The following is a 24568-nucleotide window of genomic DNA, read 5'->3' as shown; positions in this document are numbered from 1 at the left end:
CTTGCGCACATATCCCCTTGATCTGATTGACCTTTCTATGCGGACGGCCAACCCATTTTGCCGACTGGCTCACACAACTCACTACCCCGATCTGCGATAATCTGCCCGCGCCCAGCACGGCCGCTTTCGCTTTCAGCCAAATAAGCACTCTATTTGCACACAAGGAACATCGGATGTTCGCCGCCGCCAACCAGGCCCACTTCACCCTCGATATTCCCGGCCTCAGCCACGACTTCAAGGTACTGTCCTTCGAAGGCGTCGAGCACATCAGCCAGCCCTACCATTTCCAACTGGAACTGGTCAGCGAACGCCCGGACCTGGATATCGACCGCCTGCTGCAACAACCGGCCTTCTTCAGCTTTACAGGCCAAGGCAAGGGCATTCACGGCCTGATCCACCGCGTCGCCCAGGGCGATGCCGGCAAGCGCCTGACGCGCTACCATATCGATCTGGTGCCGCATCTGTTCTATCTCGGCCATCGCACCAACCAGCGCATCTTCCAGCATCTGACCGTCCCGCAGATCATCGCCCGAGTATTGAGCGACCACGGCATCCAATCTGATGCCTACCGCTTTCAACTCAATACGGATTACCCGCAACGCGACTACTGCACCCAGTACGACGAAACCGACCTGCAGTTCATCCAGCGCCTCTGTGAAGAAGAAGGCATTCACTACCACTTCGAACACAGCGCCGATAATCACCTGTTGGTCTTCGGTGACGACCAAACCGGCTTTCCCAAACTCGACAGATCCACCGCCTATACCCAAGACAGCGGCCTGGTCGCCGACGAACCGGTGATCAAACGCTTAGCCATGCGCGTCGAAACCCGCCCCAGCCGCGTCACCCGCCGGGATTACGACTTCGAAAAACCCCATCTTTTGATGGAAGCGGCGCACAAGGCCGAACAGCCGGTAGAAGGCGACCAGCCTCCACCACTGCCCGATCTGGAAGACTACGACTACCCCGGCCTCTTTACCGAGCGCGCCCGCGGCAAGCACCTGGCCAAGCGCAGCCTGGAACGTCACCGCAGCGATTACCGCCTGGCTGAAGGCAAGAGTGACGTACCCACGCTCGTCAGTGGCCACTTCCTCACCCTCTCCGATCACCCCAGAGCCGACTGGAACGACCTCTGGCTGATCACCGGGATTCAACACGAAGGCAAACAACCCCAGGTGCTGGAAGAGTCGGTCACCAGCGACACAAAGGATTCCGACGGATTTACCCAAGGCTACCGCAATCAATTCACTGCCACCCCGTGGGACGTCCCTTTCCGCCCGCAATTGAACCACCCAAAGCCGAAAGTGCTGGGTAGCCAGACCGCCGTCGTCACCGGCCCTGAAGGCGAAGAAATCCACTGCGACCAATACGGCCGCATCAAGGTGCAGTTCCACTGGGACCGCGAAGGCCAGGGCAACGACCAAACCAGTTGCTGGCTCAGGGTCTCCTCCAGCTGGGCCGGAAATCAATACGGCGGCATCGCCATCCCGCGAATCGGTATGGAAGTCCTTATCACCTTCCTAGAAGGCGACCCGGACCAACCCCTGGTCACCGGATGCCTGTACCACAAAACCCACCCGGTTCCGTACGAGCTACCCGCGCACAAAACCCGCAGCGTATTCAAAACTCTGAGCACAGCACCGGGTGGTGGTGGCGGTGGCTATAACGAATTGCGCATCGAAGATAAAAAGGGCGAAGAACAGATCTACCTGCACGCCCAGCGCGACTGGGACGAGAACATTGAGCACGACCAGAAGATCCGCGTAGGCCACGAACGCCATGACCGCGTAGAGGCCAACAGCTACACCGAATTCATGACCGAAGAGCACCACACTACTCACGGTGAGCGCAGAACCGAGATCAAAGCCGACGACCACCTGACTGGCGGCAACAACCAGCACATCAAGGTGGGTACCGGCCAGTTCATCGAAGCGGGTAACGAGATCCACTACTACGCCGGTAACAAGGTGGTTATCGACGCAGGCATGGAACTCACTGCCAAGGGTGGCGGCTCTTTCCTCAAGCTTGATCCCAGTGGGGTGACGCTGAGTGGGCCTGGGATCAAGATCAACTCGGGAGGCAGCGCCGGCAAAGGGGCAGGCTTAGGTATCATGCTACCGACGACTCCCGGTGCCGTCGCCCAGGCTGCTGCAGGTGCGCTGGCCGTCGCGGTTCAACCGAATGACTTGTCACGCTTGACGTCCGCAGCCAAACAGAAACTGCTGCTTGCCAGTCAGTGCCATAGGCTCCCTGACGGAAGCTGCCCGCTGGAGGCTTGCCCATGTCTGGACCGCTGATTTTGGATCGAACTGCTGCGCCTGCTTGGTCGAAGGATTGCTATCTGCTGTTGGACGGGCTGGGCATGGACGTTCCGGTGACGGCGTACACCTACGACGATCACCCGCTAATCGAGCCTCTCTTTCGTGATACTCGACATGCCCCACTGATCGAGGCAAGCCCCTGGCTGGTGAAACCAGAAGCAGATAGCCAGCTATTGGCGCAGCCCGAAGTGTGGGCAAGAACAGGCGTCGTGCTGCATTGTGAATCGGGTATGAAAACTCTCGCGAACCACTTACGCAGCCTTATTAGCGTGACAACGCCCCTCGGCCAGTTAGCCTATTGCAGATTCTATAGCCCTGATTGGACCGTCCGACTGCTTGAAACCATGAGCCAGAAGGAGTTTGAGGAATGGTCCGGTCCCATATCGCGTTGGCTGGTGCAACTTCCGGCGGGTTGGATCGAATATGCAAGCGCCAAGGCAGGGAGGGCCCGCTCCGCAGCCGACGAAGGTTGGTACCGATTACGCGAAGAACAGATCGAAAAATGGCAACTCGAGGAGTACGAAAGTTTGGTTGACCGAGTAGCCCTTCAGCTGGGTTCAACTCCGGAGCAACCAGGCCATGCCGAGCAACGCAAACGAATCGAGGTTTTGCTGAAACAAGCGAAGAAACTGGGCTTTGAATCAGAACAAACAGTCCTGCATTATCTTGAGCTTGCCTGGCGCTTTGCGCAGGAGTCGAACGCACCCGACTGGGCGAGTCGATTCGCTGACCGAAACATCAGCCCGGAGCAACGGCTCTATGAAGTCGAACAACAGCTCTTCAAACTAGACGAGGGAGCGTCAGCATGATGCATGTTGTTAGATCTGGCGAGACGTTGAGCGCCATCGCCAACCAGCATGGAACCTCCGTGACAACTCTCGTCCGTCTGAATCCTGCGATCTCGGACCCGAATCGAATTAAAGTCGGTCAATCCATCAATCTGCCTGCCGCAAACCCGCGCCAGCATTGCACTGTTGGCCAGATTCAATCCCAAAGCGACTGCGCCCCGGAGCCCTTCGAGTTGGCTTTTTACTGGAATGATCAAGTTCAGGAACGCAACGCCATTTATACCGAAATCTTTGGAAGCGGCATGAACTTCCGGCTGCGTTCGATTTTCGATCGCAATAATGAGCATCTAGGGACCACAGTTCTACCGGGAGAAATCGTTATAGTCTCCAATATGCCAGTTACTGCCCAGGATAGAGAACGACTGGAGAGACTGAAAAACGAGGCGCGGCTTGCCAGTAGCGGTATTCAGCAGCTGGCTCCCGAAGAAGCTACTACGGTCAAGCGGCACATCGAAATATTCGATCATGCTGCCGCAGGAGACAACGCCTCGCTGCCAAGCGCAGCCCTGGGTGTGTTGAGCGCAACAGCTGCACATCGTCTGAAAGACGTCAGCACAGTCCTGGAGAGCCTGAATGCTGCATATGTTGAAGAGCTCACCCGAAATCCTGCCGCTCGGCGGCTAAGCCCAGAATTTTTGGCCACCCGAGGCCAGCTTTTTAGCGAACTTGACCATGCACTCAACCGCGTCACGATGTCGACTATGAATATTCGCCAGTACGACAAGGTGAAGCACACGCTAGGGTTGTCAACAAAATCAATTTTGTATAACGCCTCAGAGATTTTGGATCGAGGGCAAGTGCCGCAGCTAGGACGTAGAATACAGACAATTTCGGCATGGTCCAAAGGCGCGAAGTTGTTCGGATGGTTCGGGATTGCCATAGATGGTGGCGTAAGACTGAACACAACAGTGGAAGCCTGTAGTGCAGGTCGCGAGGAGCAATGCTCTATGGTCAAGTATCAGCAGGTCAGTGGCTTCGTCGGAGGGGCAGGTGGCGGTGCAGTTGGCGGCGCGGCTTTAGGGAAGATGGCGGCCGCCGGATCGACTGTTGTCGCATTAGCTTTTGGGGTCACATTGGGTGCTCCTGTGATTGCGGTGATCGCGGTTACGGGAGTCGCGGTAGGAGTATACGCTGGAGGGTCAATGGGCGGTTCTATCGGAGAGTCCGCCGGCCAAATGGTGTACGAGTGGCGATCAGCAGAATGAATGTACCGAATCTTGAAACAGTAATAGTTTTCAGCGTCCTTACTATCGCTGGTACGGGTTTTCTAAATGGGCTCTTTATCTGTTTCTATGGCATCAAACTCATGGACAAATATTTGTCAGACTACCCAGATTATCGAAGAGAATCTGAAAGTCCGTTTGATGGGTTTGAAAGAATGCATAGATATAGTCTGTATCACACGTTCGCAAGAAAAAAAACTGCCCCGGTATTTATAAGCGCCTGGTTATACTTTACTTGCTTTACTTTGATTGCGTACTGGTTTGTTTTCCTCGCTAGTACGCTTGCTTATTACTTTGAAGTGGATTTAATTAAAATTATTTCTTTCGGCCTTTCGGACCGTGGATAAATTTCGGAAATCTACCCTCCAGAGTGAAATCTCTACATCTTCAAAATCAACCCCTGATCCGGATTTACCTTGCCCTGCAGCGTCTGCTTATACGCCTGCTCCACGGCATCGCCGCCTTCCACTTCAGTAACCTTCATCCATTTCTGCACTGAAGTCACGAGCGGCGCCCACAGCTTAGCGAAGTTTTGCATCAGCTGCGCATTGCCGAGTTCCTTGCCACGGGTTTCCCAATAACCGGGGGCGAAGAAGACTTCCGGTTTGGCGCCAGGCAGGTTTTTATCGCCACCGCGAGCATCCCAGTGAGCGGCACCGACCAGGGAACTGAACAGCATGTTGTCGGCGAAGTGTTTGTGCAGGCTTGCCAGGATTTCACCGTTGCCGGCGAAGTCTACCGATACGGTGCTTTGGCTTGCGTCAAGCTTGTCGATATCGTCATAGCTGACCACCTTGTCGTAGTAACCCAGACCCTCGACAAAGCCGGTGTTGCCGGGGGAAGTCAGGGCAGTGATGGTCAGTGGTTTACCGCGCTGGCTACGTTGGTGCTGGAGCATAAAGGCCAGACCCAGCGCGGTTTTACTTGAGGCGCTGGTGAGGATGATCTGCTCGGCCTCGAAGAAGTTTTTCACAGCAAGAAAATCATCCAGCAAGAAAGAGGTGATCAACAGCGGCCGCAGCAGCATCTGCAGAGCTTCATGCTCGGGTTGATAGGCTGGGTCGGTGTCGGTGAATTGGTATTGGTTGTAGGCCAGCGCCAGGTGCTGACGATGTTCTGCGGTATCGATAAAACTGCTTTTGCTGACCTTGCCAGGCTTAACCCTGAGCTGACGGGCCATCGGCAGGTAGCCGTACAGGCGTTTGCCTACGGGCACTTCGGGATGCCGTGACGCGGCTACATCGGCAAAGCCCCATACTGGAATCTGGCCCCAGGGCGCTTCGGCGGGGAAAAAGTCCCAGTACTTGAAGCGTTTGCCTAGCGCTGCGTAGGTAATGTTGTTGGCGGTGAAGGCAAAGTGATCGACCGCCAGGAGGACCTCGCCTTCTTGCAAATTCTCGGCGCTAGTAGCGGGCAGGGGTAGCGCTGCGCAATGGTCCAGGTTGCCTTGGTCGACCACAAAGGTGGGGTTGGTGGTGTTCATGTTTACCGGCTCCGGCAAGGGGGGATTTCAGTCTAGCTTGCCTGAGCGGGAACGGGCGGTCTGCATCAAACCATCTGCCAAATACCGCCTGATAATGCCAAGCGAGATAGGCACTAAACTCGAATATTGGCCTGCGTAATATTTTGTATCCGCACGCAGCCCAGCTACGCCTTATGCTAGATTGGGCTGCCCGCATCTGCTGGCGCCGCTGCCCCGTAAGGAGGGGTTTCATTATGAGTTTGACGGTCATTGTCCTGTTTATTGTGGGGCTGGCTTTATTGGTCGCAGGTGCCGAGGTGCTGGTCAAGGGTGCTTCGCGGTTGGCAGCGGGTTTTCGTATTTCACCGTTAGTAATCGGTCTTACCGTAGTCGCCTTTGGTACCAGTGCGCCCGAGTTGGCGGTCAGTACCGGTGCGGCCTTGGGCGGACAGGGCGACATCGCTCTGGGTAACGTGTTGGGCAGCAATATATTCAACGTGCTGTTTATCCTTGGCCTGTCTGCTTTGATCGCGCCACTGGTGGTGTCGCGTCAGTTGATCCGTCTAGATGTGCCTTTGATGATCGGCGCCAGCATGCTGGTCATCTTGTTATCGCTGGACGGCAGCCTCGGTCGCTTCGACGGCATCCTGCTGTTTGTACTGATCGTTGCCTACACACTGTTTTTGATTATCAGCAGCCGGCGTGCCAATACGCCGACCGATGCCGCTGATCTGGGCGTGCCGGATGCCGAGCACGCCGGTTCGACGTTGATAAATGTGCTGTTTGTAGCTGGCGGCCTGGTGATGCTGGTACTGGGTGCCCGCTGGTTGGTCAACGGTGCGGTAGTGATGGCAACCAGTATGGGTGTATCCGAGCGAGTAGTGGCATTAACTATCGTCGCGGCGGGTACCTCCCTGCCTGAGGTGGCGACCTCTGTGATCGCGAGTATTCGCGGGCAACGCGATATCGCTGTGGGCAACGTCGTGGGCAGCAATATATTTAACCTGTTGGCGGTGCTGGGTGTCGCGTCCTTCCTGGCTCCAGCCGGTATCGCAGTGTCGGAAGCGGTGCTGCGCTTTGACATGCTGGTGATGTTTGCTGTGGCCCTGGCGTGTTTGCCGATCTTCATCAGCGGCATGCGCATAAACCGCTGGGAAGGGTTGCTGTTTATGGCCTACTTCGTCGTCTACAACGTTCATGTGGTGACCACAGATGGCGGCGCCAGCGGAATTCCGGGACTACCTAGCGCGATGCTGTTCTATGTAATGCCACTCACCGCGGTTACCTTGCTGGTTATTCTTTGGAAGGGCGCGCCGCGTCACTAAGGTAGTTGTAAGTCAAAAAAGAGCAGCGGCTTGACCGGCTGCTCTTTTTTTTGCCCTAAATGGGTGCGCCCGCTTAATGTCCTGAGCGCTTGCGCTGTGCGGCATATCTTGTTGGCAATTAATTTTCCCCCTTTCTGATCCTCATTCCAGAGCTTTCCCATCAATCCTCGATGACGGTTGAGCTAACAGTGCAGGGTTCTTTTTTCCTTCTCGTGACTGTATGGTCATATAATTGCATTATTAATTAATGTCTCATGATCGGGTTGTCGTTATGGCTGATAAAATCTGGAAATGACCGAAAATATTGATCTCTGTGCTTGATGGAGATCAATGCGTCATTCCGCAGAAGAGTCAATTATCCGAAGTGTTCATGATTTCAATACACCCACCTGAATTGCTCTGGCACCGAGGAAGACTGTAATGAAGCAACTGACACCCATGGATTCGCACTTCTTCTATTTTGAGGGTCCCAATCAGCCGATGATGATCGGTAGCCTGTGGTTATGTGATCAGACAACCGCGCCAGACGGCATTGTGCGGCACAAGGATATTCTGCAGTACGTATCGGACCGGTTGAATACGACCTCGTATTTCCGGAGGCGGTTGGAGCAGGCACCTTTTCAGTTGGACGATCCCTACTGGCTGGAAGACGAGAATTTTGATCTGGAATATCACGTTCGGCATGTCGGCTTGCCCCAGCCTGGGGATTGGCGTCAGTTGTGCATTTTTACCGCGCGGACGATGTCGCGCAGCGTCGATATGGAACGGGCGCCCTGGGAGATCTACATCATCGAGGGCGTCAACAATGTGGAAGGCGTGCCGCCCAACAGTTTTGCTGTGCTGATTCGGTTTCATCACGCCTATGTGGATGGCAAGTCCAGCCTCGAACTCAGCACGGCGATGATGGAAGAAACCGCGGAACACGAATACGGTCGGCGTGACAGAGTCGAGGTCGCCGAACGTGCGCCCACGCGTCTGGAAATGTGGGCTCGCACGGCGCCGCGAATGTTGGGGCAGTCTGTGCGCAGTATGCGAGCTGGCCTGCTGTTCGGTCGCAAGAGCCTGGAGTTGGCGCGTCGTTTGCGGCAAGACGGTTTGCCGGAGCAGCGACGGGTACCGCGGACGATCTTCAACGTCACGGTTACACCGCACCGTTCCTATGGCGGGCACTCGTGGCAAATCCCTGACCTCAAGCGGATGCGTCAACTGCACCCCGGTGCCAGTCTTAATGATGTGATTCTGGCGGTCATCGCCGGTGGTATGCGACGGTATCTGGCCGGACATAAACAACTGCCGGTTGATCAGTCCCTGATCTCCATGTGCCCGGTTTCCATACGTCCAGAGGACGCCCGCTCTGAAACCGGTAACCTGATATCGGCGATGTATATTGCCATCGGTACCAATATCGAGGATCCGACCAAACGTCTGGCCGCGATCCAAGGACGCACCCATCGAGGCATCCCTTTGGCCCGCGAAGTGCTCTGTGACCTGACCAACGCGGTGGGCGACATGGTGCCACCCGCCATCCGCGCTCTGGGTGCCTGGTTCCAGAACCGCACGCATATGGCCGGCACCTTGCCGCTGATCAATACGGTGATTACCAACGTGCCCGGTATCCCCGGCATGCATACCCGCTATTTTGCCGGAGCGGCCATCCGCGAAGTTTTCCCCCTGGTTCCGGTATGCGATGGCATGGCCATCAGTCACGGGATCACCGGCATATATGATCGCCTGAACCTGGGTGTGGTGGCTGACCGCAAGGTGGTACCGGATATGGATTTCTACATCGCCTGCATGGAGGCGTCGACGAAGGAGTATTTAGCCTGCGTAGCAGCGCTGGAGTCTGCCCAAACCAGTACTGCGCAGGAGCGCACGATCGACTCTGACAAGCCCAACGCCAGGCAGCCAAGCAAAGCCGCCGCAAAGACTCAGAGCAACGCGACTGTCGCCAAAACCACCAGTAAGCCCAAGAAGCGGGTCAAAACCAGACCGGCCGCGAGCAAATCGGCGGGGGTAAAGCTTGCCGCCGCCAATAGCTCGCCCAACACATCTGTTGCAGGACCGCTACCGGCTGAAAGTAAGCAAAACTGATTCACGATCATACTCATTTGAGGGGTAGCCAATGAAGCTCTTTGAACGCCCGCGCACCAAGCAATTGTTAAAGGACATGGAGCAGGCCGAGCATTACCAGGATTGGGCCGAGATGGCGGCTGCCTGGGATGAAGAGCATGGGCTGGACGAGTGGAAGCAGAACGATGCCTGCGAGAGTTATGACTACCGCTCCATTCGCCAGCGCCTGGACAAGGTGCGGGACCTGCGCTTTCGCCGCGAGTATCACGACCTGCTGTTTGTCCTGAACGAAGGCCTGCACGGGAATCTGGGCGGCATGGGCAAACCGGCGTTGTATAACAAGGCAAAGCTCGGCACCAAGAACCTGATCACCCGGTATGTAGAAGAGATATGCGGTGCGCTGGATGATCTGAATGAAGTAGATGACAGCATCATTGCGCTGGAAGAAAAGCAGGATTTCTTTTTACGTGCCAGCCATTGTTACGGGCGTTCGGCGTTGATGCTCAGCGGCGGGGCAGTGCTGGGCTTTTTTCATGCGGGGGTGGTCAAGGCGCTGTTTGATCACGGTTTGTTGCCCGAGATCATTTCCGGCTCCAGCGCTGGGTCGATCATCGCTGCAACTGCTTGCACGCATGTGGATGATGAGCTCCAGCACCGGCTGAGCCTGGACAACCTGCACCACGAGGTGGATGAGACCACCGCGATACGCCCGGCGCTGTCCTTGTTTGGCAATCCCAGACCGAGAATGGATGCGGATAATCTCAAGGATTATCTGGCGAAGATTATTCCTGATCTGACCTTTCAGGAGGCGTTCGAGCTGACCGGGCGCAAACTGAATATCACCGTGACTGGGTTGTCTCCACGTCAGGCGCCGCGCTTGTTGAACGCCATCACCTCGCCCAATGTGCTGATTCGTTCTGCGGTCACCGCTTCCTGCGCGATCTACGGCATTTACCCGCCGGTCACGCTGATGTGCCGCAATGCCGCTAACGAGACGGTGCCTTACCTACCTGACTTGAAATGGATTGATGGCTCCTTTGCCGACGACCTGCCGGCCAAGCGCCTGGCGCGGTTGTTCGGCGTTAACCATTTTATTTCCAGCATGACCAACCCTGCGGTGCTGGCGATGACCCCGGATCCGGATGCACCCAGTAATCCGTTCCGCACTCTGCTGACCTATCAGGCGCGTTTTCTGAAAATCACCACCGCCGAAGCAATGCGCTTCAGTCGCGACAACATCCGCATAAAATCCCCGGTGATCAGCTTGATGCAGCATCTGACTTACGGTGTGCTGCGCCAGGAATACACCGCGGACATCAACATCTTCCTGCGCAATCGCTGGGACCATCCGCTGCGCCTGCTCGCTGCGCCCTCGCGGGAGGCTATGCATCGGCTGCTGCACGAGGGGGAACGTTCCACCTGGGAGAAGGTGGAAATGGTCCGTAACTGCACGGCTATCAGCCGCAAGCTGGATACCATCGTGCACGGCCGGGGCTGGGAAAAATAGCCAGTGCAAAAATGCCGTAGGGAAAAGTAGCGCGCAGCAGCGCTTTTCAATGCGCCTGCTGCGCAGCACAATGGGCTTTCATTTGCCTGTGAGCCATCCCATGACCGACGCGACCTTGCCCCTGACGGGCCGTTATATTGCCTTGCCCGAGAGCCGTGAGCTGGATCTGTTTGCGGCCATGCTGGTCAAGCGCGGTGCCGAAGTACTGCGCTGCCCGCTGGTGTCCATTCACGATGCTCCGGATCAAGAGCCCGTGCTAGCCTGGATCGCCGACTTTATTGCGCAGCCCTATGATGACTTGATCCTGCTGACTGGCGAAGGCTTGCGCCGGTTGCTGGCTGCAGCCGAGCGTGCTGGCGGCAGCCTGCGCGATGATTTCATTGCCCAATTGGGCAATGTGCGCAAACTCACGCGCGGCCCCAAGCCGGGCACTGCACTGCGACAGATTGGCCTCAAGGCGGATCTGGTCGCAGTAGAGCCGACTACCGAAGGGGTGATCAAGACGCTGGAAGCTGGCGATCTGTCCGACAGGCGCATTGCGGTGCAATTGTATGGCACCGAGCCTAATCGCCTGCTGGTGGATTTTCTCGCCAACGCCGGGGCTCACGTCAGTACCGTTGCGCCATACGTGTATGCCGATGATGTCGAAGATGCGCGGGTCGAGGAACTGGTGACGGTGGTTCTGGCCGGGCAACTGGATGCGATTGCTTTTACCAGCGCCACGCAGGTACGCCGCCTGTTTCAGATTGGCCGTCGGCAATGCGGTGAGCCTGCGTTAATTGCGGCATTGGCCAAGCTTAAGGTGGCGGCTGTGGGGCCTATCGTGGCTGATGAATTGCGTGAACGCGGCGTTCAGGTTGATCTGATGCCGGAGAGCAGTTTCTTTATGAAGCCGCTGGTGCGTGAGCTGGTCAAATCGCTGGGTGTGCCCGGGGTGGAGGACAACGATTCAGATTGAGGCAAGCCTGGTGCTTCCACGGGGGCGAATTGCCCCCGATGCTGCGGCAGCTTGTCAGCCGGGCATATCACTTATAGCCGGCCATTTATGGGTCCAGGTTGGGCCGCTTCCAGTTGGCTGGCCAGTTGCAACAGCAGCGCCTCGCTGGCGGATGGGCCGCAGAATTGCACGCCTAGCGGCAGGCCATCGGCGGTCCAGTGCAGCGGCACGCTCATTGCTGGCGTGCCGGTCAGGTTGGCCAATTGGGTAAAGGGCACGTAGGTCAGATTCTTCCGCGCCATGTCACTGACCATATTGTCCAGCGCCCCCCAACGCGCCAGTAACGGTAGCAGGCCGGTGTTCAGCAGCAGCTCGATCACTCGCGTCTGTTTGCGCGGCAAGTTGGCTTTCTCGTGGCGGATAGGTGGATGTGCCAGAGCTGGAGTCATAAACAGATCGTGTTGCTGATAGAAGCTGCCCAGCGCCTGGCCAAACTGATTCCACTGCCGGTGACTGTTGATATAGGTTGCGCTGGACATACTGCGCCCGAACGCAGCCAGCGTGCGCGTGAGTAACTCGAACTCTTCATCCCGTGCACCCATTTCCCGCGCCTGGTCCAGCGTTGCTGCCACCTGCCCGAAATACATGTTCAGATAACAGCGCGCCAATGCCATGCCGTCGTAAACAGGCTCGGCTTCTACCACTTCATGACCCAGCGAGCGCAGTAGTTCGGCGGCATTCTTTACCGCACGTATGGCCTCGGGGTGTACTGGCGTATCAACCGGTGAGCGGGTGCTATAGCCGATGCGCAGCACGCCAGGCTCGCGCTTGGCCAGATCACGAAATGCCAGGGCTGCGGGCGCCAGTACAAAGGGATCGCCGCGATTGGGACCGGCCAGTACGTCCATGGCCAAAGCCGCGTCGCGTACGCTGCGGCACAGCACCAGGTCACTGGAAGCGCCCTCCCATATCTCGCCATGTGTCGGCCCAACCGATACCCGCCCCCGCGATGGACGCAATCCGAACAAGCCGCAACAGGCCGCGGGGATACGAATGGAGCCACCACCGTCGTTGGCCCCGGCCATCGGTACCATGCCAGAGGCTACAGCAGCAGCCGAGCCGCCGCTGGATCCGCCGGTGGTATGTGCCATGTTCCAGGGGTTGCGGCTAGGGCCGAAAGCTTCGGGATCGGTGACGCCCTTGAGCGCCAACTCGGGCGTGTTGCTTTTGCCCATAATGACCGCGCCAGCGTTCAACAGGCGTTGGACGATATGTGAATGCTGGCGTGCAGGAATACGGCTGAACACCTTGCTGCCATTGCCGGTAGGCAAGCCTGCGTAATCCTGGATGGCATCCTTGATCAATATCGGCACGCCTGCCAGCGGGCCTGCGAGCGGTTGTTTGACACGCTGACGGGCGATCTCGAACATCGGCTGGCAAACGGCGTTCAATTGCGGGTTGAGGCGGTGATATTGCGCAATGGCAACGTCCAATAATTCCGCTGGCGTGGTGTGGCCTTCAGTTATTTGACGGGCCAGCTCCGTGGCGTCGCTACCCATATACTCTTGTGGGCTTAAAGACATGACATAACCTTTATGGGTCTTGTTGGTGGTTGAGCAAATACTCTAAACCATTAGCAAAGTCTGCACCATCGCTGTTCACGCAGGATGGGGCTTGTCACTCGCAGCGGCGGGGGCAACAATGGGCGTCACCTTTAAGAAGCCTCCCCCGTTTGCAAGGATGTTTGATGAGCAATAAAGCCGCTGCCATGCGCCTGACCCCTGAACAACTCACAGTGCCTATTGATCTGGATAGCCTCGGGTTTGTCACCACCGATGAGCTTGAGCCGTTTCGCGGCATTCTTGGGCAGGACCGAGCGGTGGAGGCGATGCAGTTTGGGGTGGCCATGCATCGGCCTGGGTATAACGTGTTTGTCATGGGCGAGCCGGGCACCGGGCGTTTCTCCTACGTGATGCGTTACCTGAAAGCCGAGGCCAAGCGCCAGATCACGCCGCAGGATTGCGTCTATGTGAACAACTTTGACGAGCCGCGTGAACCTCGTGTGCTGAGCCTGTCACCGGGTACCGCAGGGGCGCTGCTGGCGGATATCGACAAGTTGATCGACAACCTGTTGGCAACTTTTCCCGCCGTATTCGAGCACCCGGCTTTTCAGCAGAAAAAAAGCGCCATCGACCGCGGTTTCAACCAGCGATATGACCGGGCCATCGATTCGGTGGAGCGCAAGGCGCTGGAAAAGAACATTGCGGTTTACCGAGATGCGCAGAACATTGCCTTTACCCCAATGAAAGAGGGCAAAGCGCTGGACGAAGCCGAGTTTGCCCAGTTGCCGGAGGAGGAGCGCGAGCGCTTTCATGTGGATATTTCGGCGCTGGAGGAAGTCCTCAATGAGGCCTTGTCCAGCCTGCCGCAATGGAAACGGGAAACCAGCAACCAGCTTCGTGAACTGAACGAGCTGACGATTACCGAGGCGATTCAACCGCTGCTTGATCCGCTGATCGAACAGTACGCCGGTAACGAAGGCATCTGCGATTACCTGCACGCGATGCGGCAGAATCTACTGAAGACGGTGATTGATCAGCTGGTCGAGGAACGCGCGCCCGAGGCCCGTCCGGAAGCGTACAAAAAGCAGATATTGACTGAGCAGTATTGCCCGAGCCTGGTCGTCGGCCACCCGGACAGCGGCGGCGCGCCGGTGGTGCATGAGCCGCACCCATCCTATGACAATCTGTTTGGCCGTATTGAATACAGCTCTGACCAGGGGGCGCTGATCACCAATTACCGGCATATTCGACCCGGCGCATTGCACCGCGCCAACGGCGGTTACCTGGTATTGGAAGCGGAAAAATTGCTGGGGGAACCCTTTGTCTGGGACGCCCTGAAGCGCGCGCTGCATTCCCGCCAGCTGAAAATGGAGTCGCCCTGGGCCGATATGGGCCGGCTGACCACTGTAACCTTGACGCCGGAAGTGATTCCGCTGGCAGTCAAGATCGTCATTATCGGCTCACGCCATCTGTATTACACGTTGCAGGACGTGGATCCCGACTTTCAGGAAATGTTTCGCGTGCTGGTGGACTTCGACGAAGACCTGCCGCGTACGCTGGACAGCATCGAAAGCATGGCGCAGTTGCTCAAAACGCGTACCTTCGAGGAAGGACTGGCGCCGCTCACCGCAGCGGCGGTCGCCCGGGTGCTGACTCACAGCGCGCGTCTGGCAGAACATCAACAGCGTTTGTCGGCGCGCATCAGCGATATTTTCCAGTTGGTCGCCGAAGCCGACTTTACCCGGCAACTGGCGAATGACCCGCTGATTGATACCGCTCACATCGACCGCGCGCTACAGGCCAAGGAAATGCGCACCGGCCGCGTTAGTGCCCGCATCCGCGAGGACATGCTGTCTGGGGTCATCCTGATTGATACCCAGGGTGCGGAAGTCGGTAAATGCAACGGCCTCACGGTGCTGGAGGTCGGCGACTCGGTATTCGGCGTGCCGGCGCGCATCAGCGCCACGGTTTACCCCGGTGGTAGTGGGATTGTGGACATCGAGCGGGAAGTTAATCTGGGCCAGCCGATTCACTCCAAGGGGGTGATGATTCTGACCGGTTATATGGGAAGCCGTTACGCTCAGCATTTCCCTCTGGAGATCTCCGCCAGCATTGCACTGGAGCAGTCCTACGGTTATGTGGATGGCGACAGCGCCTCGCTGGGTGAGGTTTGCGCGCTGATCTCGGCGTTGTCGCGGATCCCTTTGAAGCAGGGCTTCGCCATTACTGGCTCAATTAACCAGTTTGGTGAAGTGCAGGCGGTCGGTGGTGTGAACGAGAAGATCGAGGGGTTTTTCCGGCTATGCCAGGCGCGTGGCCTGACTGGCGAACAGGGTGCAATTATTCCGCGCTCCAACGTACCCAATCTGATGCTCGACGACACCGTGCTGGAGGCCGTACGCGCGGGCCAGTTCAATATCTATGCGGTGAGTCACGTCGATCAGGCCCTGGGTCTGCTGGCGGGGGACGAGCCGGGCACAGCGGATGATCAGGGCCATTTCCCCGAGGGCACTATCAATGCCCGAGTTGTTGATCGGCTTCGCGAGATTGCTGAGCGTGATGACGAGGAAGAGGAGAGCGAGGAAAGCGCCAAGTCCGAGGCGAAACCGGACAGTCTACTTTGATCAACGCGTAACCAATTGGCGCTGAGCCCGGAGCTATAGGCCCTGGGCGTGGCTCTCCCGAATCTATCTACAGAGTTATCCACAGATTTTGTGGGTAGTTCACGCCGCTGGTGGATTTTGTGACATTGTCAATAACCGATTCAGGGAAAAAAATACCAGCGGCTGGGTTGCCCTTTTTTTGTTATAAGGTGGCGCTACAGGCGCCATGTGCCGTCGCCTTGTACAGGTTCTGTGCAATATAGTCGGGTGCGCTGGTTGTTTTTTGCACGTTGCCTGCCAAGCCTTGTTCTTTATGGGCTGGGGTGGCTTGCCAAGCTACTGCCCACAGAGTTATCCACAGATACTGTGAACAACTGTAGCGGCGGTTTCTGAATGTCCAATTTGAGAGGGTGAGGATGGTATGGAAAGGTTACTGGAAAATTTGTTGTACTCGGCGCGTTGGATTCTGGCGCCTATCTATCTGGGCCTATCCCTCGCGCTCTTTGCGCTGGCGGTGAAATTTTTCCAGGAAGTGATCCACCTTGTCCCCAATCTGTTTGCGATTGCCGAGGCCGATCTGATTCTGGTCGTATTGTCGCTGGTAGATATGGCGCTGGTGGGAGGGTTGCTGGTGATGGTGATGATCTCCGGCTATGAGAATTTCGTGTCTCAGCTGAACATCGATGAAGGCAAGGAAAAGCTCAGTTGGCTGGGCAAGATGGACTCCGGCTCTTTGAAGATGAAAGTGGCTGCGTCGATCGTCGCGATTTCGTCAATTCACCTGCTGAAAGTCTTTATGAACGCGCAGAATATCCCTAATGACAAGATGATGTGGTACGTGATCATCCATATGACCTTCGTGGTCTCAGCCTTCGGTATGGGGATTCTGGATAAGCTGGCCAAGGTCAATGGCGACCCTAAACTCGACAAGCTCTAAATGGCTGTCTAATCGACAACCAATGCCTCTGAAAGGTCTGGTTACAGAGCGCGGGCTGGCTGCAGCATGAGCTGAGTTAGAGTAATCGCTTCAGTTTGCCACGCAAGGCTTGACCATGAGGTGGGATGTTCGGCAATTAGGGGCGCGACGATGAGCGTGCGCCACCTCATTCTGATTCTCGGGGATCAGCTCGACGACGCTATCAGTTCGCTGCGTGATGCCGATCCGCAACGGGACCGGATACTGATGGCCGAGGTGATGGAAGAGGGTCGTTACGTCCCTCATCACCCGCAGAAAATCCTCTTCGTTCTTTCCGCCATGCGCCATTTCGCCGAGCAGTTGCGCGCAGAGGGTTTCACGGTTGATTACGTAAGGCTTGATGACGCAGGCAATAGCGGAACCTTGCTTGGCGAGCTGGAGCGTGCCCGCACGCGACTCGCACCCGAGCGGATCCTGCTGTGCAAGCCCAGCGAGTGGCGTCTACTGGATATTTTCCAGCAAGCGCAGCAGCGATGGCCTGAGCTGCAGCTGCGTGATGACGAGCGCTTTTTCTGTACCCAGTCACGCTTTGAAGCTTGGGCAAAAGGCCGCAAACAGCTGCGTATGGAGCTGTTCTACCGGGAGATGCGCAAACATACCCACCTGTTGATGGACCCTGATGGCGGGCCTGCCGGCGGTGCCTGGAACTACGACGCGGACAACCGCAAGGCGCTGCCGGCTTCGGTGGAGATTCCACCTCAGCCGCATTTCCCATCTGACGCCATTACTCAGGAGGTGCAGGCGCTGGTTGCCGAGCGTTTCGCCGATCACTATGGCGTACTGGAGGGTTTTGATTACCCGGTCACCCGGGACGCCGCAGAGATGCTGTGGGCGCATTTTCTGGAGTTGGGCATGCCGTCTTTTGGCGACTATCAGGATGCCATGGCAGACAACCAACCCTACCTGTTTCATGCGCGTATCGCCGCGGCGATGAATGTCGGTCTGCTTGATCCGCGGCGCGTGTGTCTGGACGTGCAGGTCGCCTGGCAGGCCGGTGATATTCCGCTGAATGCGGCGGAGGGCTTTATCCGCCAGATACTCGGTTGGCGCGAATATGTGCGCGGTATCTACTGGCTGATGATGCCGGATTATGCCGAGCGCAACGCTCTGGGTAACCAGCGTGATTTGCCGGAGTTCTACTGGACCGGCGAAACCCGGATGAACTGCATGAGCCAGGCTATCGGCCAGACGCTGGAACACGCCTACGCGCACCATATTCAACGGCTGATGGTGACCGGAAACTTTGCACTGCTCACCGGCGTTCAGCCCAAGCAGATATGTGACTGGTATCTGGCGGTCTATATGGATGCCTTTGATTGGGTCGAGCTGCCCAATACGCTAGGCATGGTCATGCATGCCGATGGCGGTTACCTAGGCTCGAAACCCTATTGTGCCAGTGGCCAGTACATCAAGCGCATGTCCAATCACTGCAAGGGTTGCGCCTACAAGGTGACCGAACAGACTGGTGAAAAGGCCTGCCCGTTCAACTCGCTGTATTGGCATTTTCTCATGCGTCACCGGGACAAGCTCGGCGCCAATCATCGCCTGGCCATGGTCTATCGCAACCTGGACCGCATGCCGGATGCCAAGCAGCAGGCGCTGTGGGCCTGGGGCGAAAAGCTGTTGGCGCGGCTCGACGCTGGTCAGCCGCTGTGACCTGCCAAACTCGATGAAGAGCAAATATGATGTGCCGGTAAAGACCTGTGCCACATGCGGATTGCCGTTTCGCTGGCGCAAGAAATGGGCGCGCTGCTGGGCAGAGGTGAAATACTGCTCGGAGCGCTGCCGGCGACAGTAAGTTAGCAGAGAGCGCTTAACTGTCGCGGCAGATCGCTAAAGCAGATAAGCCGCCTTCAATTGCTGGCTTTAAGTACCACGAATTTGGGATTGCCGGACAACTGCTCAACCTTCTCGAACCAGGCGCGTAATTTGACGTGGTAGCCCAGGTGCCGGTTACCTACGACCATCAGGCTGCCTGTTGTGCTCAAAGCGCTATAGCTTTGCTCGAACAGCCGCTTGGCCATTTCATCGCCGACTGCTTGCTGCTGATGAAAGGGCGGGTTGCACAGAATCAGGTCAGCGCTGCCGTCCTCGAACTCGGTCAAGCCGTCGCTGACGTTAAACTCGGCAGCGCGCTCGGGAAAGGCTTGGCTGAAATTGTGCCGGGCCGAGGCGACAGCAGCGTAGGACTCATCGATAAATACTAACTGCGCGTCAGGATTGAGCTGCGCTGCCATGATGCCCAATGCGCCATTGCCGCAACCCAGATCAACAATGCAGCCACCTTCCTGCCCGGTGGGCAGGCTTGAAAGTAGCGCGCGGGTACCGTTATCCAGCTTCTCTCGGGAGAACACGCCCGGCTTGTTCAGCAGTTGAAATGTGGAAGCGGGCAACTCATAACGCGTTTCCAGCTCTGGTTTGTCAGGGCTCAGTGCGGAATCCAGTGTGCTGGTCAGCAATCGGGATTTTTTCCAGGCCAGTGACGCCTGGTACGGGCCGATATATTGCGCCAACAGATCGCCTGCAGCGTGCGGTAGATGCTTGACCATGGCGCCGGCAATGACCTGCGCCTGCTCCGCCAGGGCTGGGCGCAGGCGGAACAGCTGGTCCTGCATCAGCGTCAGGCTTTTGGGTACGCGCATCAGCACGCACTGGTACGGGCCGCTCGGCGTTTGCTGGCTGTCGATAAACTGCACCGCCTCAAAGGGCAGGTCATTGGCCGCCAGGTTGCTCTGCAACCCCAGCTGCGCCAGTTTTGAATCGCTCCAGCTGTGCACCTTGCGGGCCGGCTCTGCCTTGGCCAGCGCGCAGGCCAAAGTGCCAAAATTATCATTGATGACCAGAATCGGCAGGTCTGAAACGGGCAACTCAGCGGCACTTTGCAGCAGATACAGATCGGCCGTATCAAAGGCTTGCAGCGTGGGGTTCTGAGTGGGCGGGTAGCGCTCGAGATTCAGAGTGCCGAACGGGGTGTCACATGATTGCATGATGGCTGCCGGTTAGAAGTGCGGGGCGGCAGTATAGCGCAGTTGGGCGCAAGGGCTTGGCGCAATGCTGCCGGAACACCGCTTACGCGATGGCCGGCAGATACGCCGCCTGGCAACGGTGCGTTCAGGGGTTGGGCTTTTGCTGCAGCAGGTCGCGAATTTCGGTGAGCAGGATTTCCTGCTTGCTCATGGTTTCCGGCGGGGGAGGCGTAGGCGCGGCTTCTTCCTCACGCTTGAGGCTGTTCATCACTTTGATCGCGACGAAAATCGCTGTGGCAATAATCAGGAAGTCGACAATGCTCTGGATAAACAGGCCGTAGCCCAGGGTCACCGCAGGAATTTCACCCTGTGCTTCCTTCAGCACAATGGCCAGATCGGCAAAATCTACACCGCCAATCAGCAGTCCCAGCGGCGGCATTACCACGTTGGCCACGAAGGAGGACACCACCTTGCCAAAGGCCGCGCCAATAATGATACCTACGGCCATATCGATCACATTGCCGCGCATGGCAAACGCTTTGAATTCCTGAACAATACTCATCGTCATCTCCTGTCGGGCGCCAGCATGGCGCTGCCGTAATATCACTAATCAAAATAATATCCGGAAATCGAGATTTGTCAGGTTTTATTCAGGCTTATTTCAACGCCTTGCGCAAAGTGTCGCAAACAATTTTCAAGGTCTGCACTCGGGCATGGCGTTTATCTTCCGCGGCGATGACGTGCCAGGGTGCTTGTTTGGTGTCGGTGAATTCCAGCATGTCGTTGATGGCTTTCTGGTAGGTGGACCATTGTTGGCGGTTACGCCAGTCCTCTTCAGTCAGCTTGTGCCGTTTCAGCGGCGATGCTTCACGCGCCTGGAAACGCGCGAGCTGTTCCTCTTCGGTGATCGCCAGCCAGAACTTGATCACCAGCGTATTGGCCTGCTGCAGTTGCTGCTCGAAATCATTGATCTCGCCATACGCGCGCTGCCAGTCTGCAGCCCCACAAAAACCTTCAACCCGTTCGACCAACACACGGCCATAGTAACTGCGATCAAACACCACCACTGTGCCGGGGGCTGGAATGCGCTTCCAGAATCGTGTCAGGTAGGGTTGGGTGCGTTCCTCTTCGGTTGGAGCGCGGGTGCCGTGCACTCGCAGGTAGCGAGGATCTAGGCATTGGGTAATGCGGCGAATGGCGCCGCCTTTGCCCGCTGCGTCAGTGCCTTCGAAAACCAGCAGCAGGCTGCGCCGCGCGAAGCGCGGATGGCTCACCAGTTCCCGTAGTTGGTTCTGGTAGTCCTCCAGCTGCGCCTTGTAATCGTCCTTTTCCAGTTGTGCGCTGTAATCGACACTATTCAGACGATCCACGCTACCCGGTAGAAAACTCTTGTGATGGCCAGCGGCAGACTCAGTGGAAGACTCGAGATGCTGACGCATTGCTTTGAGCAGCAGCTTGGCGATCTCGATATCGCGGTAACGCGGGTCGTGACTGGGAATCCTGATCCAGGGCGCTTGCTCGGTAGACGTCAGTTCGATCATCTTCTGTGCCCCGGCGCGGACTTTTTCGTAATCAGCCCGGCTGAAGTCGCCCCATTCACGCATGGCCACGGTATCCTGATAGCGCTGCTGGCCCGCAGATGTTTCAACGGCTTCGCCATTCGGGCTGAGATGCAGCCAGACCTTGAGCACCACAACGCCTTCGTCACTGAGTAATTGTTCGAAGCGCAGGATATCTTCCATCTGCTGTTTGAAAGCATTGGCCGAAAGGTTGCCCCGACTGAAGCCCATCAGCGGCTGGTGGTACCAGGAGCCCAGGTAGAAACCCAGTTCGCCAGCCGGCGGCAGGGAGCGCCAATAGCGCCACATGCGCGGCATGCGTTTCTCAATTCCCTGGGGCAAAACAAAGGCGCGGGTATTGAGAAAGCGGCTATCCAGCCAGGCGTAGAAGGTATGAATAACCTCCGCTTTTCCGGCCAGGTCATTGCCGCTAATCAACAACAGAACCGGGCCTTTGCCGGCTTTGCGCAGTTCAAACTGCGCTTCCAGCAGGGCTTCATTCAACTCGGCGCTCTGCTGTTTGTAGGCTTTCTTGCTGAGGCTGTAATCAGGCATCGGGCCAACTGACTTCGGGCAGCTGTTCAAATGCCGGCTTGGCAAACAGGTAACCCTGAAACAGATGCACGCCAAGTTTCTGAAGCAGGCGCAACTCGGCGAGGCTTTCAATACCTTCGGCGATGACTTCGATATTCAGTGCCTTGCACACGCCCATTATTCCCTGGACGATCGCCTGACGGACTGGATTGGTATCAATGTCGCGAACCAGGGCCATGTCGAGTTTGATGATGTCCGGCTGAAATTCGGCGAGCAGGTTAAGACCGGAATAACCGGCACCAAAATCATCGATGGCCGTTTTGAAGCCCTGGCGCTTGTACTCTGTAATAATGCTCTTCAAGTGAGCCTTGTCGACCAGTTGCTCATTTTCGGTAATCTCGAAAATCAGTCGCGAGGTCGGGAAGTTGTAGCGCCGGGCTGCTTCCAGCGTCGCGCGTATGCAGGTGGCGGCCTGATAAACCGCGTTGGGCAGGAAGTTGATGCTGACGAAACAGGGGATTTGCAGCCGTGATGCCAGCTCCACCGCTTTGACCCGGCATGACTGATCGAAGATATAACGGTTATCCTCGTTCACCTTGGACAGCATCTGCATAGCGCCCTCGCCGGCCAGGCCGCGAATCAGGGCTTCATAGGCAAAAATGCTGTTATCGCGGGTATCCACGATCGGCTGGAAAGCCATGCTGAAATCGAAACACAGTGGTGTATTGTCCTGGCACGATTTGCAGGGTTTGGGGATGTCTACGCTAATGCTCATACAGGTATCCGTTCACCAGAGTCGTGAAGTAGTGTGCATGTTATCAAGCTGACCTGTGGCCAGTGGCTATAAAGCAAAATAGCACCTAACTATTCCTCTGGGGGGAATTAATGGCAAAAAACAAGCGAATTTATGGCTGCACCGAATGCGGTGCGACTTTCTCCAAATGGGCCGGCCAGTGCGCTGAATGCCAGGCCTGGAACACGCTTGTGGAAACGGTAGTCGATACCACCCCTACTGGTGGCAGTGGCGTTTCGGCCAGCCGCACCGGACACTGGGCAGGGCAGGCCGCTCAGGTAAGAACGCTGGCAGAAGTCTCTACCGAGGAGGTGCCGCGCCAATCCAGCGGCTCTTCGGAGCTGGATCGCGTGTTGGGTGGCGGCCTGGTCGCGGGCTCGGTGGTGTTGATGGGCGGGGATCCAGGTATAGGCAAATCGACCATTTTGCTGCAGACCTTGTGTCAGTTGGCGCAAAGCATGCCGGCGTTGTATGTCACCGGGGAAGAATCCCAGCAACAGGTGGCGATGCGCGCGCGGCGATTGGGGCTGCCGGAAGACAAGCTCAAGGTCATGACCGAGACCTGCATTGAAAGCATCATTGCCACCGCCCGGCATGAGCAGCCGAAAGTCATGGTGGTGGATTCGATTCAGACGATCTTCACCGAACAGTTGCAATCGGCTCCCGGTGGCGTAGCGCAGGTTCGCGAGAGCGCGGCGCTGCTGGTGCGTTATGCCAAACAGAGTGGCACGGCGATCTTTCTGGTCGGGCACGTGACCAAGGAGGGTTCGTTGGCCGGGCCGCGCGTGCTCGAGCATATGGTCGATACCGTGCTGTATTTCGAAGGCGAGTCTGATGGTCGGCTGCGCATGCTGCGCGCGGTAAAGAATCGCTTCGGTGCGGTGAACGAACTTGGCGTGTTTTCAATGACGGACAAGGGGCTCAAGGAGGTCTCCAACCCGTCGGCCATTTTCCTTTCACGTTACGATACGCCGATTCCCGGAAGCGTAGTGATGTCGACCTGGGAGGGCTCCAGGCCGATGCTGGTGGAGGTGCAGGCACTGGTGGACACCAGTCATCTGGGTAATCCGCGGCGGGTCACGCTGGGCCTGGATCAGAACCGGTTGGCCATGTTGCTGGCAGTGTTGCACCGCCATGGCGGGGTGCCGACCTACGATCAGGATGTGTTCGTTAACGTGGTGGGCGGGGTCAAGGTATTGGAAACCGCGGTAGATCTGGCGCTGCTCGCAGCGGTCATGTCCAGCCTACGCAATCGGCCGTTGCCGATGGATCTGATGGTGTTCGGTGAGTTGGGCTTGTCCGGCGAGATACGGCCGGTACCCAGCGGTCAGGAACGTTTGAAGGAAGCGGCCAAGCACGGCTTTACCCGCGCTATTGTGCCCAAGGCCAATGCTCCCAAAGAGTCGCCCAAGGGCATGCAGGTGATTGCTGTGACCCGTCTGGATCAAGCATTGGCGGCGATATTCGACTAATCTCTGGATCGGCCGGGCACCCTCCCGGCCGTCAGCGGTTAGAGCAGACTGCCCAGTTCGCGCTCAATCAGCGCTTCATCACCCATATTCAGCGCCACCAGGCGTTTCAGGTGGCTGATGGAGTCCAAGTCGATATGATCGCACTCGAACCCCAGCAAGCCTTCCTCGGCATGGGCCAGGCGCACATCCATGCAAATCTGGCTGCCTTCGGCCAGCTGAATGACTGCATTGAAAGGTGCCTGCACATTGGCATTGACCCAATCGGCCGGCTGCAATACCAGCAGCCCACGTAGCGATACATCAACCAATTGCACGCTGATACTCCACTCGTCCTGATGCAAACTGGTCTGCGCATCAAAGGGAATGCGGGTAAAGCGGCGTCTATCATCATTCATCGATCAGCCCCCCGG

At 57.1% G+C, this 24568-nt stretch carries 19 protein-coding genes; 12 read left to right on the top strand and 7 right to left on the bottom strand.

The annotated features are described in order from the left end of the window. The first annotated feature begins 173 nt into the window (after nucleotides 1–173). The 3 genes from EAO82_RS17800 to EAO82_RS17790 are packed head-to-tail and all read left to right on the top strand — an operon-like array spanning nucleotide 174 to nucleotide 4374. A complete protein-coding gene (locus EAO82_RS17800) occupies nucleotides 174–2297 on the top strand; it encodes a type VI secretion system tip protein VgrG (RefSeq protein WP_096345131.1) in 2124 nt (707 codons plus the stop codon). Next, nucleotides 2282–3130, top strand: a complete 849-nt coding sequence (locus EAO82_RS17795; RefSeq protein WP_096345130.1) for a DUF4123 domain-containing protein — start codon at nucleotides 2282–2284, stop codon at nucleotides 3128–3130. The genes EAO82_RS17800 and EAO82_RS17795 overlap by 16 nt, the downstream gene beginning before the upstream one ends. Beyond that, the gene (locus EAO82_RS17790; RefSeq protein ID WP_096345129.1) at nucleotides 3127–4374 is read left to right on the top strand and encodes a LysM peptidoglycan-binding domain-containing protein; all 1248 of its coding nucleotides are present in this window, start codon (nucleotides 3127–3129) and stop codon (nucleotides 4372–4374) included. The genes EAO82_RS17795 and EAO82_RS17790 overlap by 4 nt, the downstream gene beginning before the upstream one ends. 397 nt (nucleotides 4375–4771) lie before the next feature. Here the strand turns inward: EAO82_RS17790 and EAO82_RS17785 are convergent, their stop codons facing one another. Continuing rightward, nucleotides 4772–5875 carry a DUF2855 family protein gene (locus EAO82_RS17785; RefSeq protein ID WP_096345128.1) on the bottom strand — a complete coding sequence of 368 codons (1104 nt, stop codon included), beginning with the start codon at nucleotides 5873–5875 and terminating at the stop codon, nucleotides 4772–4774. Nucleotides 5876–6108: 233 nt separating this feature from the next. On the opposite strand from EAO82_RS17785, the gene EAO82_RS17780 reads away from it, so the two are divergent. From EAO82_RS17780 to EAO82_RS17765, 4 genes are all read left to right on the top strand, one after another. Beyond that, complete coding sequence (locus EAO82_RS17780) at nucleotides 6109–7179, top strand: calcium/sodium antiporter (RefSeq protein ID WP_096345127.1); 1071 nt, start codon at nucleotides 6109–6111, stop codon at nucleotides 7177–7179. 420 nt (nucleotides 7180–7599) lie between these two features. After that, nucleotides 7600–9270 (top strand): wax ester/triacylglycerol synthase family O-acyltransferase, encoded by a 1671-nt coding sequence (locus EAO82_RS17775; protein WP_096345126.1) that lies wholly within the window; start codon nucleotides 7600–7602, stop codon nucleotides 9268–9270. A gap of 31 nt (nucleotides 9271–9301) precedes the next feature. Further along, complete coding sequence (locus tag EAO82_RS17770) at nucleotides 9302–10756, top strand: DUF3336 domain-containing protein (RefSeq protein WP_096345125.1); 1455 nt, start codon at nucleotides 9302–9304, stop codon at nucleotides 10754–10756. A gap of 100 nt (nucleotides 10757–10856) precedes the next feature. Further along, nucleotides 10857–11714, top strand: coding sequence for a uroporphyrinogen-III synthase (locus EAO82_RS17765; RefSeq protein ID WP_096345273.1), 858 nt, complete (start codon nucleotides 10857–10859; stop codon nucleotides 11712–11714). Nucleotides 11715–11785: 71 nt separating this feature from the next. Here the strand turns inward: EAO82_RS17765 and EAO82_RS17760 are convergent, their stop codons facing one another. Next, a complete protein-coding gene (locus EAO82_RS17760) occupies nucleotides 11786–13276 on the bottom strand; it encodes an amidase (protein ID WP_096345124.1) in 1491 nt (496 codons plus the stop codon). A gap of 164 nt (nucleotides 13277–13440) precedes the next feature. On the opposite strand from EAO82_RS17760, the gene EAO82_RS17755 reads away from it, so the two are divergent. From EAO82_RS17755 to EAO82_RS17740, 4 genes are all read left to right on the top strand, one after another. Further along, nucleotides 13441–15879, top strand: a complete 2439-nt coding sequence (locus EAO82_RS17755; protein WP_096345123.1) for a Lon protease family protein — start codon at nucleotides 13441–13443, stop codon at nucleotides 15877–15879. Between the two features lie 400 nt (nucleotides 15880–16279). After that, complete coding sequence (locus tag EAO82_RS17750; protein ID WP_096345122.1) at nucleotides 16280–16795, top strand: TIGR00645 family protein; 516 nt, start codon at nucleotides 16280–16282, stop codon at nucleotides 16793–16795. A 150-nt stretch (nucleotides 16796–16945) separates the two neighbouring features. Continuing rightward, nucleotides 16946–18490 (top strand): cryptochrome/photolyase family protein, encoded by a 1545-nt coding sequence (locus EAO82_RS17745; protein ID WP_096345121.1) that lies wholly within the window; start codon nucleotides 16946–16948, stop codon nucleotides 18488–18490. Between the two features lie 13 nt (nucleotides 18491–18503). Then, the gene (locus EAO82_RS17740; RefSeq protein WP_096345120.1) at nucleotides 18504–18632 is read left to right on the top strand and encodes a DUF2256 domain-containing protein; all 129 of its coding nucleotides are present in this window, start codon (nucleotides 18504–18506) and stop codon (nucleotides 18630–18632) included. Between the two features lie 55 nt (nucleotides 18633–18687). Here EAO82_RS17740 and EAO82_RS17735 read toward each other — a convergent pair whose 3' ends face one another. The 4 genes from EAO82_RS17735 to EAO82_RS17720 form a co-directional block, all read right to left on the bottom strand. Then, nucleotides 18688–19821: a methyltransferase gene (locus tag EAO82_RS17735; RefSeq protein WP_096345119.1), complete on the bottom strand. Its 1134-nt coding sequence runs from the start codon at nucleotides 19819–19821 to the stop codon at nucleotides 18688–18690. A gap of 124 nt (nucleotides 19822–19945) precedes the next feature. Further along, complete coding sequence (gene mscL / locus EAO82_RS17730) at nucleotides 19946–20362, bottom strand: large-conductance mechanosensitive channel protein MscL (RefSeq protein WP_096345118.1); 417 nt, start codon at nucleotides 20360–20362, stop codon at nucleotides 19946–19948. Nucleotides 20363–20456: 94 nt separating this feature from the next. Next, nucleotides 20457–21914, bottom strand: coding sequence for a polyphosphate:AMP phosphotransferase (gene pap, locus EAO82_RS17725; RefSeq protein ID WP_096345117.1), 1458 nt, complete (start codon nucleotides 21912–21914; stop codon nucleotides 20457–20459). Next, nucleotides 21907–22668: an EAL domain-containing protein gene (locus EAO82_RS17720; protein WP_096345116.1), complete on the bottom strand. Its 762-nt coding sequence runs from the start codon at nucleotides 22666–22668 to the stop codon at nucleotides 21907–21909. The genes pap and EAO82_RS17720 overlap by 8 nt, the downstream gene beginning before the upstream one ends. Before the next feature lie 110 nt (nucleotides 22669–22778). On the opposite strand from EAO82_RS17720, the gene radA reads away from it, so the two are divergent. Next, nucleotides 22779–24158 carry a DNA repair protein RadA gene (gene radA / locus EAO82_RS17715; RefSeq protein WP_096345115.1) on the top strand — a complete coding sequence of 460 codons (1380 nt, stop codon included), beginning with the start codon at nucleotides 22779–22781 and terminating at the stop codon, nucleotides 24156–24158. Between the two features lie 38 nt (nucleotides 24159–24196). On the opposite strand, the gene EAO82_RS17710 is transcribed toward radA, so the two are convergent. Continuing rightward, nucleotides 24197–24553 carry a PilZ domain-containing protein gene (locus tag EAO82_RS17710; RefSeq protein ID WP_096345114.1) on the bottom strand — a complete coding sequence of 119 codons (357 nt, stop codon included), beginning with the start codon at nucleotides 24551–24553 and terminating at the stop codon, nucleotides 24197–24199. Nucleotides 24554–24568 lie beyond the last annotated feature (15 nt).

Origin of the sequence: Halopseudomonas pelagia (genome assembly GCF_009497895.1) — a bacterium.
Taxonomy (GTDB): domain Bacteria; phylum Pseudomonadota; class Gammaproteobacteria; order Pseudomonadales; family Pseudomonadaceae; genus Halopseudomonas; species Halopseudomonas pelagia_A.
Note: the sequence above shows the minus strand (reverse complement) of the source record. Positions and strands in the feature narration are given on the sequence as shown.

Coding starts and splice junctions, on each gene's coding strand:
- EAO82_RS17800 (WP_096345131.1), top strand. CDS start 174: ATGTTCGCCGCCGCCAACCAGGCCCACTTCACCCTCGATATTCCCGGC.
- EAO82_RS17795 (WP_096345130.1), top strand. CDS start 2,282: ATGTCTGGACCGCTGATTTTGGATCGAACTGCTGCGCCTGCTTGGTCG.
- EAO82_RS17790 (WP_096345129.1), top strand. CDS start 3,127: ATGATGCATGTTGTTAGATCTGGCGAGACGTTGAGCGCCATCGCCAAC.
- EAO82_RS17785 (WP_096345128.1), bottom strand. CDS start 5,875: ATGAACACCACCAACCCCACCTTTGTGGTCGACCAAGGCAACCTGGAC.
- EAO82_RS17780 (WP_096345127.1), top strand. CDS start 6,109: ATGAGTTTGACGGTCATTGTCCTGTTTATTGTGGGGCTGGCTTTATTG.
- EAO82_RS17775 (WP_096345126.1), top strand. CDS start 7,600: ATGAAGCAACTGACACCCATGGATTCGCACTTCTTCTATTTTGAGGGT.
- EAO82_RS17770 (WP_096345125.1), top strand. CDS start 9,302: ATGAAGCTCTTTGAACGCCCGCGCACCAAGCAATTGTTAAAGGACATG.
- EAO82_RS17765 (WP_096345273.1), top strand. CDS start 10,857: ATGACCGACGCGACCTTGCCCCTGACGGGCCGTTATATTGCCTTGCCC.
- EAO82_RS17760 (WP_096345124.1), bottom strand. CDS start 13,276: ATGTCTTTAAGCCCACAAGAGTATATGGGTAGCGACGCCACGGAGCTG.
- EAO82_RS17755 (WP_096345123.1), top strand. CDS start 13,441: ATGAGCAATAAAGCCGCTGCCATGCGCCTGACCCCTGAACAACTCACA.
- EAO82_RS17750 (WP_096345122.1), top strand. CDS start 16,280: ATGGAAAGGTTACTGGAAAATTTGTTGTACTCGGCGCGTTGGATTCTG.
- EAO82_RS17745 (WP_096345121.1), top strand. CDS start 16,946: ATGAGCGTGCGCCACCTCATTCTGATTCTCGGGGATCAGCTCGACGAC.
- EAO82_RS17740 (WP_096345120.1), top strand. CDS start 18,504: ATGAAGAGCAAATATGATGTGCCGGTAAAGACCTGTGCCACATGCGGA.
- EAO82_RS17735 (WP_096345119.1), bottom strand. CDS start 19,821: ATGCAATCATGTGACACCCCGTTCGGCACTCTGAATCTCGAGCGCTAC.
- mscL (WP_096345118.1), bottom strand. CDS start 20,362: ATGAGTATTGTTCAGGAATTCAAAGCGTTTGCCATGCGCGGCAATGTG.
- pap (WP_096345117.1), bottom strand. CDS start 21,914: ATGCCTGATTACAGCCTCAGCAAGAAAGCCTACAAACAGCAGAGCGCC.
- EAO82_RS17720 (WP_096345116.1), bottom strand. CDS start 22,668: ATGAGCATTAGCGTAGACATCCCCAAACCCTGCAAATCGTGCCAGGAC.
- radA (WP_096345115.1), top strand. CDS start 22,779: ATGGCAAAAAACAAGCGAATTTATGGCTGCACCGAATGCGGTGCGACT.
- EAO82_RS17710 (WP_096345114.1), bottom strand. CDS start 24,553: ATGAATGATGATAGACGCCGCTTTACCCGCATTCCCTTTGATGCGCAG.